Here is a 7939-nt window from a genome sequence, read left to right as displayed (position 1 = left end):
AGGATGCCCACAAATCACTGGATTCTCCCTTGGTTTATGTTGGTGCGCATAATGTATATTATGTTAAATTGAATTTGAACCAACACCATAACCCAGTCCTTTACCGACTCCACCACATCCCCCTTAACCTTCTGGGATGTTTTGTCCTCATTTAATTCTATTTCATTGCGGCGCCTGCGTTTAGCGTCTACTTTCTTTACATCCTTTATTGCTCTCGGAAGCCTGATGCCAACGCCGCGCCATCAAACCGTTTTGCTGTGCTTTGCTACCTTTCTCCTGGCCGGCTGTTCATTAACGCGCGTCTCTGATAGCGCACATGCTGAGGAAGTCGATCGTCTTAATATCGTTGGTCTGCGTCTGGATGCCGCGAAAGAAAAAATCAGCGCTGCAGGCTTTGTTTGCGATCGCGATGCCAGGCTCAGCCACGTTGATACAGAATCGGGTGTTCAGGTTTTAAAACAGCTGGAATGTGCGAAAACCAGTCAGGAACTGTTTTGCCCGCAGATTCGCAACGTCGTGCTCAATGTTGATCCGAACACGGAAACCGTGGTTTGGGTCGGAAAATACATAACACAGCACGGTTGCTTCTGAAAAACAAATGTAACGTACTGATTTATTGATAAATTATCGATTATGCTAGCGCTACGCGAATTCTGTGATTTTCGCTGTGTCATAGTGGGTCAGATTTTACGTAGCTGCGCGGTTTTATTGGGTGAAAAAACATACAGTAAACGCTGGCATTGCCGCTGACTCCGCTTTCTTGTACCCTTCCCTCGCCGAACTATCAGACACAACGGAATTCCATCACTGTGCATACATCTAAAGATCCTTTACACGGCGTTACCCTGGAAATGCAGGTAAACGCGCTGGTCGCGCGTTACGGCTGGGAGCAGTTAAGCAAGCTGATTAACATCAACTGTTTCAAGAATGAGCCAAGCGTAAAATCGAGCCTGAAGTTTCTGCGTCGGACTCCGTGGGCACGCGCGGAAGTTGAAGCGCTGTATCTGGATTCATTGAATGGTGATGTGGAAATCACGCCGGCAGAACCGGCGTTCGATCCGTGGGCGAATCACCGCGCTAAGGGTTAATCCGCACCAGCGGTTTGCCGCTAAACTGGCGATAGCGCAGTTTATCAAGGAGCTGCGGCAGTTCATCAAAATCGACGGCGACGGTCTCTTCGGCAACCAAACGGTTATTCACCAGATCGTCGAATATCTGCACTCCCGCAGTGGTGAGATCGTTCCAGGCCTCATCATCCCCGTACCAGTGCAGCGCACCGAGTGCCACCTCGTGCATAGACAACGTTCTGCCAAAAGGTGCACACGGCCACTGCGTCAGCCGTCCTTGAATACAAATAATATGTCCGTTCGCCTTAAGCGCCGGCGTCAGGCGCGCAGCGTGATCTTCATTGACGCTATCAATAACGGCGAAGAACGTGCCGTTTTTATCTTCCGGCCAGACCTGTTCCGGCGCCAGTGGCCCGGCAATACAGTGCGCTGCCCCCATGGCCTGCAGACGTGGCCAGTGTCGCGGATTGCACATCGCGGTAATCGCAAAGCCGCGGGCTGCGGCGAACTGCACCAGATAATGGCCCACCGCACCACCGGCGCCGCTAATCAACAGCGGTGCATTCTGAATAGCGGGTAGCTTTTCAATGGCCAGCCAGGCGGTCAGCGCCGGGCAAGGAATGCTGGCGGCAACGTCAAAACTTAGCGCATCAGGAATCGCCATAAGTGCCCGCGCGGCCACCGGGGTAAGTTCAGCATAGCTGCCGGGCCTGGCCAGACTTTGATGATAGGCAACTCGTTTGCCTAACCAGCGTTTATCAACGCCCTCGCCCAGTGCTACCACGGTTCCGGCCCCGTCAACGCCCGGAACGTGTCCTGTCTGCCAATCGACCAGCCCCGGGGTCAGCACCTTCCAGTCAACCGGATTCAGGCCAATGACCTGGTTGCGCACCAGCACGTCACCGGCAGCCGGCTGCGGGATCGCAATACGTTCCAGCTGCAGGTCATGGGGTTCGGCACTATTTTGCCAGGTCCAGGCCAGATGCGTCTGCGCGTGTGGGATATTATTCGACATAAGTCTTCTTTACCTATTTTCCAGGAGCATGACTTCCAAAGATAAGAAATGTACTGAAATAAGGCAAATTACCTTCTTTTATAGTAGTCATCATCAGGACTGATATCAGCTCATCGTATTGAGTAACGGTACATTCATTGCTCTGGGTTAGTAAAGACCCTATTTGCTACTGGCTAACCAATTGACTTCGCCGTAAATAGTACGAAAATGTTCTCCACTCGTGACAATCCGAAAAACGGCACCTATGACTCCCAGCTCTTACCGCTTCTTCCGTCTCTCCACTTTGAAAAAGGCCAGCGCGCTGATTGTTGCCGCCCTGTTATTGGTCAGCTGTGATTCGAAGCAGCCAACCACGCCGCCGTCCACCGTGAATCCGGGCAAATCACAGCAGAGCAATCAACCGATGCGTGGCGTTTGGCTGACGACCGTTTCACGCCTGGACTGGCCGCCAATAAGCTCCATCAATGCCGGCAGCGCCACTCAGCGTATTGACCAGCAGCAGGCGGCGCTGCGGGCTAAGCTCGACAGGCTCAAAAATCTCGGTATCAATACCGTGTTTTTCCAGGTTAAACCTGACGGCACCGCGCTGTGGAAGTCTGATATTCTACCGTGGTCCGACGTCATGACCGGCAATATTGGCGAATATCCTGGCTACGATCCGCTGCAGTTTATGCTGGATGAAGCCCATAAGCGTGGAATGAAAGTCCATGCGTGGTTCAACCCGTACCGGGTTTCCACTAATACTAAACCGTCGACCGTTTCGGCGCTCAATAGCACCCTCTCGATGACGCCACCGAGCGTGTTTGTGCTGCATCGTGACTGGATTCGTACGGCGAGCGATCGCTTTGTGCTCGACCCCGGAATTCCGGAGGCCCGTGACTGGATCACCAGTATTGTGGCGGAAGTCGTGTCGCGCTATCCCGTCGACGGCGTTCAGTTCGATGATTACTTCTACACCGAAACCGCTAACTCTTCGCTGAATGACAGCGCCACATTCCGCCGCTATGGCCAGGGTTATGCCTCCAAAGCCGATTGGCGTCGGAGTAACACTCAGCAGTTGATCGCCCAGGTATCCCGCACGATTAAACAGTTGAACCCGAACGTCGAGTTTGGCGTCAGTCCGGCTGGGGTCTGGCGTAACCGTTCGCATGACCCGGCCGGGTCAGATACCCGTGGCGCGGCGGCTTACGATGAATCCTATGCTGATACGCGTCAATGGGTACAACAAGGTTTGCTGGATTATATCGCCCCACAGATCTACTGGCCCTTTGCCCGTGATGCGGCGCGCTACGATGTGTTAGCCAAATGGTGGGCGGATGTAGTGAAGCCGACTAACACGCGTCTGTACATTGGCATCGCGCTGTATAAAGTGGGTGAACCGTCAAAGAACGAGCCGGACTGGACCATCGAAGGCGGCGTTCCGGAGCTGAAAAAGCAAATTGACCTCAATGAATCTGCATCAAACATCAACGGAACCATCCTGTTCCGCGAAGGTTATCTGGAGCAACCGCAAACCCAGCAGGCGGTTGATTATTTAAAAGACCGCTGGGGTAATTAACGTCTACCCTGAACCGGCCGTTATGCGGCCGGCTCTTTTTTAATAAAAAGCGATATAAGTTACATAGCTGTGAATTATTATCATTAATATATCTAAACTAACGATCGTTAATAAAAATAGCTTGCGACGCCTGCCGAAGTACCAGTAGTATCTTGAAAAGGGCCAGTTTACGGCCTGAAATAAAAATAAAATAACCCCCTCTACCTTCTCATTCCCGTTTGGATACCAACCACTCGCTCGTTAACGCTTGCGTTAATTCTAATATTTATGAGTACTATGAATAAAGAAACCGAAGTATCTCGTCCTCAATGGACGAAAAAGGACACCATCTGGATGATGGGTGTGTATGGCGCTACCGTCGGAGCAGGCACGCTATTCCTGCCGGTAGAAATTGGTACGCGCGGTCCGCTGGTCTTTATTCTACTACTGCTACTCGGTTTTCCGCTGTCGTTAGTTCCCCACGTGCTGATATGCCGTGTCTTTATGCGCGACAACCCGGCGGACGAGCAGAACGATCGCACGCTGCCGCTGTTTGGTTCGTTCTTCGGCGCCAAGGGACGTCAGTTGATGAAGCTGTTTTTCTGCGTTGCACACTATCCGGTGACGCTGGTTTACGCCGTTTCGTTGATTAACGCCCTCAGCCATTTCCTGACCGAACGCCTGCACTTCACCGGCTTTAACCGCGCGACTCTGACGCTGGTTGTGCTGGCAATTTTGCATCTGGTGCTAAGCAAAGGTCGTGATAAAGTCGTCAGCACCATGAGCGCCCTTGCGCTGCCGTTCGCCATTGCTATTATTGTGGTGGCGGCGTCACAGATTCCGGCCTGGGATTTCAGCAATATCGCCCATGCGTGGCAATCAACCCATTCAACGTCGGCCAGCAGTTCTCTGAAGGATTTGTGGTTAACCCTACCGCTGATTGCTTTCTCGCTGTGCTCCGCGCCGCTGATTCCCGCACTGGCTTCCTGGTATCGCGAACCTGGCAACGGTGGCGAGACGCAGTCCGTTCGTGTTATTCGGCACGCCTATGGTTTGATTTTCTTCAGTATTCTCTTTTTCGTACTGAGCTGTATTTTGAGCACCCCGCGCGAAACGTTTGAAATGGCTAAGGCGCAAAACCTTAATGTGCTGTCGGTTATCGGCGGCAACGACGGTATGAGCGTGATGATCTATCTGGCGCCGTTGATTGCGATTCTGGGGATGACTAAATCATTTTTGGGGATCTCGATGCCGGTTGCCGAAACGTTCAATGTCCTGGCGGCAGATCTTTTTGGCATTAAACGCACCAGCCATATTAAACAGGCCAAATTAATCATTTCCGTGCTGATGTTTATTATCACATCGGCGGTTGTTTATCTTAACCCGGACGTCATTAATATGATTGAAACCCTGTGCGGGCCATTAATTGCGATCTTCCTGTTTATTATTCCAACCTGGCTGATTTTCACCCGCGAAGCGCTGAAACCACTGCGAGGTATGCTCTCCGCGATGGTCATGGCCAGCGGCGTACTGACCGTTTCCGCCCTGCTGTACGGGATGTTCTGATCTCAGTTATTAATATGACGATGGGCTGGCACCGACTATCGGTCCAGCCCGTTTTAACAGTTTACCGATAAACGTACATCCCGCCTTCGGTTCCCCGGCTGAACAATACCTGCCAGAGTTCAATATCACGTGCGCGAAATGCACCGGCGCAGGCGCAAAGGTAATAGTTGAACATTCGACGAAAACGCGGAGTATAGTGCGTGGCTATGTCGGGCCATGCCGCATTAAAGCGCTGGTGCCAGGCCATTAGCGTTTTATCATAATCACTACCGAAGTTGTGCCAGTCTTCCATAATCAGCCTGGATTCACTGACGTTGGCGATCTGACGAATTGACGGCAGGCAGCCGTTCGGGAAAATGTATTTGTTAATCCATGGGTCGACGTTAACCCCGGTCTCGTTACTGCCGATAGTGTGGAGTAAAAACAGCCCGTCGGCCTTCAGGCAGCGGTCAACGACCTTGAAATAGGTGTCGTAATTTTTGGGACCAACGTGCTCAAACATCCCAACGGAAACAATACGATCGTATTTTCTGTTCAGATCGCGATAGTCCTGCAGCAGAATGCTCACATCAAGCCCTTCACAGCGCTGCTGTGCCATTTTTTGCTGCTCTTGCGAAATGGTCACGCCGTCAACGCTGACGCCATAGTGGCGAGCGGCGTACTCGGCCAAACCGCCCCACCCGCAGCCGATATCCAGCAAACGCATGCCGGGCTGGAGCTGCAATTTTTCGCAAATCATTTTCAGCTTGGCATCTTGCGCCTCTTCCAGAGAACTTGCCGTACGCCAATAAGCACAGGAGTACTGCATGTGAGGGTCTAACATCCTGGAAAATAAATCGTTACCGATATCGTAATGCTCTTTACCGACAATCCAGGCGCGTCGGCGCGACTGTAGGTTAAACAATCTCGCGCTGGCAATTTGCAGAATATCCTTCAGATTTCCCGGCATCTGTTTATCCAGTTTGGCCTGAAGAATTTTACAGAACAGAATGTCCAGCCGGTCACAATCCCACCAACCATCCATATAACTTTCACCAAAGCCTAACGAACCTTGTTGAAATACGCGTTTAAAAAAATCAGCGTGATGCACCTGAATATCCCACGGGCGCGAGCCGTTGATTTTAATATCCGCCTGCTGGAGCAGTTCGTTGCCCATTCGCGACCAATTATCATTCAATTCTTCAACATTTATTACGTCTGAGCAAACCGTCGCCATAATTCTATTCCATAAATTAGAAGTCAGTATTTTCTGCGCAAGATTATTATTGATAACACGATGGTATGTATTATGATGTGAGGACAATATTTATCGAGTAGACGCCATAACGATGGACGAGCGCCCTTCTTTCTCAACCATACAGGCAAAACGGTGGTTTTCATCGCAGGATAATTCGATGAAAGAGCTGCCGCAGTCGGTGTACTTTCGTTCGTATGTGCTTGAAGCCAATAATCATGTTGCCAATCATAGCCACTCCTTCGCGCAGTTCCATTTTGCTCATACGGGCAGCATGCGAATTGATGTCGCGGGGAAATGCTGGGTGATACCTGCCCACTATGGGATCTGGATACCGCATAATACCGAACATGCGGTGTGGGCACTGGATGAAGTGCACCTGGAGAGTCTGGATATCGAGCCCGCGTTTTTACCGGTGCCGATCGATGACTGTAAAATGGTGGCCATCAGCGATTTTGTACGCGAGTTTATCCATTACGCTACCACAAATATACCAGAACGTTATGATATTAAAGGTAAAGATGGTCAGTTGGTCAGCGTCCTGCTGGACGTTATTTTGAAACTACCGGAAGTGGAGTTGATGCTACCGTGGCCACATAATGCGGCGCTGATAGAGGTCTGTCGGACTATACAGGAATCGCCTGCATTAGAGCATTCGATGGAATATTGGGCCGATCATTTAGGTATGTCGGCCCGTACCTTCTCACGTCATTTTAAAAAAGAAACTGGCTTACCGTTTGGCGCCTGGAAACAAAAAATGCGCATTCTCGAGTCGGTAATGTTGCTGAAAAAAAATAAAAACGTGACCGCCGTTGCCCTTGATGTCGGCTATTCCAGCACGGCCGCATTTAGCTTTGCCTTTCGCCAGGCATTCGGTGTACCCCCATCGAGTTACTAATGGATTGGTTTACTACGGGGATTATATTTGTAGATAAACGCGCTCGACCTTCCGGTCATATGCTGCACTTCTTTAATGCTGTATCCCTGCTTCAGAAGCTGCTGAATTTTTAATTTATCGCGTTCAACATGCTGTTTTTTGTCGTTCCCTGCTGGCGCATCATGGGGTGATTTGATACGCAGATGTAAACTGCAGTTATCTATTTTCTCCGAAGCCAGTCGGCACTGAGCCTTGTCGGCATCAAAATGCGTTGAAATTTCTCGCCAAAGACGCAGAGCTCGACGGTAAAAGCCTTTCGTTTCGTTCAGTTGGGCAAGCACAATGAGTGCATTAATTTCGGCGGACATAATCAAAAACCCACGGATAAATGAATAATACGCGTATGCGCTGTGGCTCACTTCATTTGTATGATAAATACAAAATATCCCCACTGTCTATGCCTGTTTGGCTCTATTTCTATACTGAATATTCATACTTGCTATGCCTGAACGGCATCGTTGCGCACAACAGCGGCCATCAATTGGCCCAATACCATCGAAAATTGTCATTACGCCAGCGGCGCAACGCTGATGTAGCCCCCTGAAACACCAGACAGTAGCTGTATCTCCAGATAAGAGATAGG

The 7939-nt window shown here is 50.5% G+C and carries 8 protein-coding genes; 5 read left to right on the top strand and 3 right to left on the bottom strand.

Features of this window, described 5'->3' with window-relative positions; all coding sequences use genetic code 11:
• The first annotated feature begins 225 nt into the window (after window positions 1-225).
• Window positions 226-591, top strand: a complete 366-nt coding sequence (locus tag V6942_RS23225) for a hypothetical protein (protein WP_182967965.1) — start codon at window positions 226-228, stop codon at window positions 589-591.
• Between the two features lie 212 nt (window positions 592-803).
• Window positions 804-1088 (top strand): VF530 family DNA-binding protein, encoded by a 285-nt coding sequence (locus tag V6942_RS23220; protein ID WP_106930670.1) that lies wholly within the window; start codon window positions 804-806, stop codon window positions 1086-1088.
• Here the strand turns inward: V6942_RS23220 and V6942_RS23215 are convergent.
• Window positions 1078-2082, bottom strand: a complete 1005-nt coding sequence (locus tag V6942_RS23215) for a zinc-binding dehydrogenase (protein ID WP_333501864.1) — start codon at window positions 2080-2082, stop codon at window positions 1078-1080. The genes V6942_RS23220 and V6942_RS23215 overlap by 11 nt on opposite strands.
• A gap of 244 nt (window positions 2083-2326) precedes the next feature.
• Here V6942_RS23215 and V6942_RS23210 point away from each other — a divergent pair, with 244 nt between their 5' ends.
• Both V6942_RS23210 and V6942_RS23205 read left to right on the top strand, forming a co-directional pair.
• On the top strand, window positions 2327-3640 hold the full coding sequence (locus V6942_RS23210) for a glycoside hydrolase family 10 protein (RefSeq protein ID WP_420107862.1): 1314 nt from the start codon (window positions 2327-2329) through the stop codon (window positions 3638-3640).
• Window positions 3641-3916: 276 nt separating this feature from the next.
• Window positions 3917-5185, top strand: a complete 1269-nt coding sequence (locus tag V6942_RS23205; protein WP_182967831.1) for an amino acid permease — start codon at window positions 3917-3919, stop codon at window positions 5183-5185.
• 61 nt (window positions 5186-5246) lie between these two features.
• Here V6942_RS23205 and cfa read toward each other — a convergent pair whose 3' ends face one another.
• Complete coding sequence (gene cfa / locus V6942_RS23200) at window positions 5247-6401, bottom strand: cyclopropane fatty acyl phospholipid synthase (protein WP_106930653.1); 1155 nt, start codon at window positions 6399-6401, stop codon at window positions 5247-5249.
• Window positions 6402-6579: 178 nt separating this feature from the next.
• Here cfa and V6942_RS23195 point away from each other — a divergent pair, with 178 nt between their 5' ends.
• Entirely contained in the window at window positions 6580-7317 is a 738-nt protein-coding gene (locus V6942_RS23195; RefSeq protein ID WP_223878973.1) for a helix-turn-helix domain-containing protein, read from the top strand.
• Here the strand turns inward: V6942_RS23195 and V6942_RS23190 are convergent.
• Window positions 7314-7664 (bottom strand): PerC family transcriptional regulator, encoded by a 351-nt coding sequence (locus V6942_RS23190; RefSeq protein ID WP_106930651.1) that lies wholly within the window; start codon window positions 7662-7664, stop codon window positions 7314-7316. The two genes, V6942_RS23195 and V6942_RS23190, sit on opposite strands and share 4 nt — an antisense overlap.
• Window positions 7665-7939 lie beyond the last annotated feature (275 nt).

Source organism: Kluyvera genomosp. 2, assembly GCF_036759865.1.
Taxonomy (GTDB): domain Bacteria; phylum Pseudomonadota; class Gammaproteobacteria; order Enterobacterales; family Enterobacteriaceae; genus Kluyvera; species Kluyvera ascorbata_B.
Note: the sequence above shows the minus strand (reverse complement) of the source record. Positions and strands in the feature narration are given on the sequence as shown.

Excerpts from the sequence above, each read along its gene's own strand:
- V6942_RS23225 (WP_182967965.1), top strand. The coding sequence starts at position 226 with ATGCCAACGCCGCGCCATCAAACCGTTTTGCTGTGCTTTGCTACCTTT.
- V6942_RS23215 (WP_333501864.1), bottom strand. The coding sequence starts at position 2,082 with ATGTCGAATAATATCCCACACGCGCAGACGCATCTGGCCTGGACCTGG.
- V6942_RS23210 (WP_420107862.1), top strand. The coding sequence starts at position 2,327 with ATGACTCCCAGCTCTTACCGCTTCTTCCGTCTCTCCACTTTGAAAAAG.
- V6942_RS23205 (WP_182967831.1), top strand. The coding sequence starts at position 3,917 with ATGAATAAAGAAACCGAAGTATCTCGTCCTCAATGGACGAAAAAGGAC.
- cfa (WP_106930653.1), bottom strand. The coding sequence starts at position 6,401 with ATGGCGACGGTTTGCTCAGACGTAATAAATGTTGAAGAATTGAATGAT.
- V6942_RS23195 (WP_223878973.1), top strand. The coding sequence starts at position 6,580 with ATGAAAGAGCTGCCGCAGTCGGTGTACTTTCGTTCGTATGTGCTTGAA.
- V6942_RS23190 (WP_106930651.1), bottom strand. The coding sequence starts at position 7,664 with ATGTCCGCCGAAATTAATGCACTCATTGTGCTTGCCCAACTGAACGAA.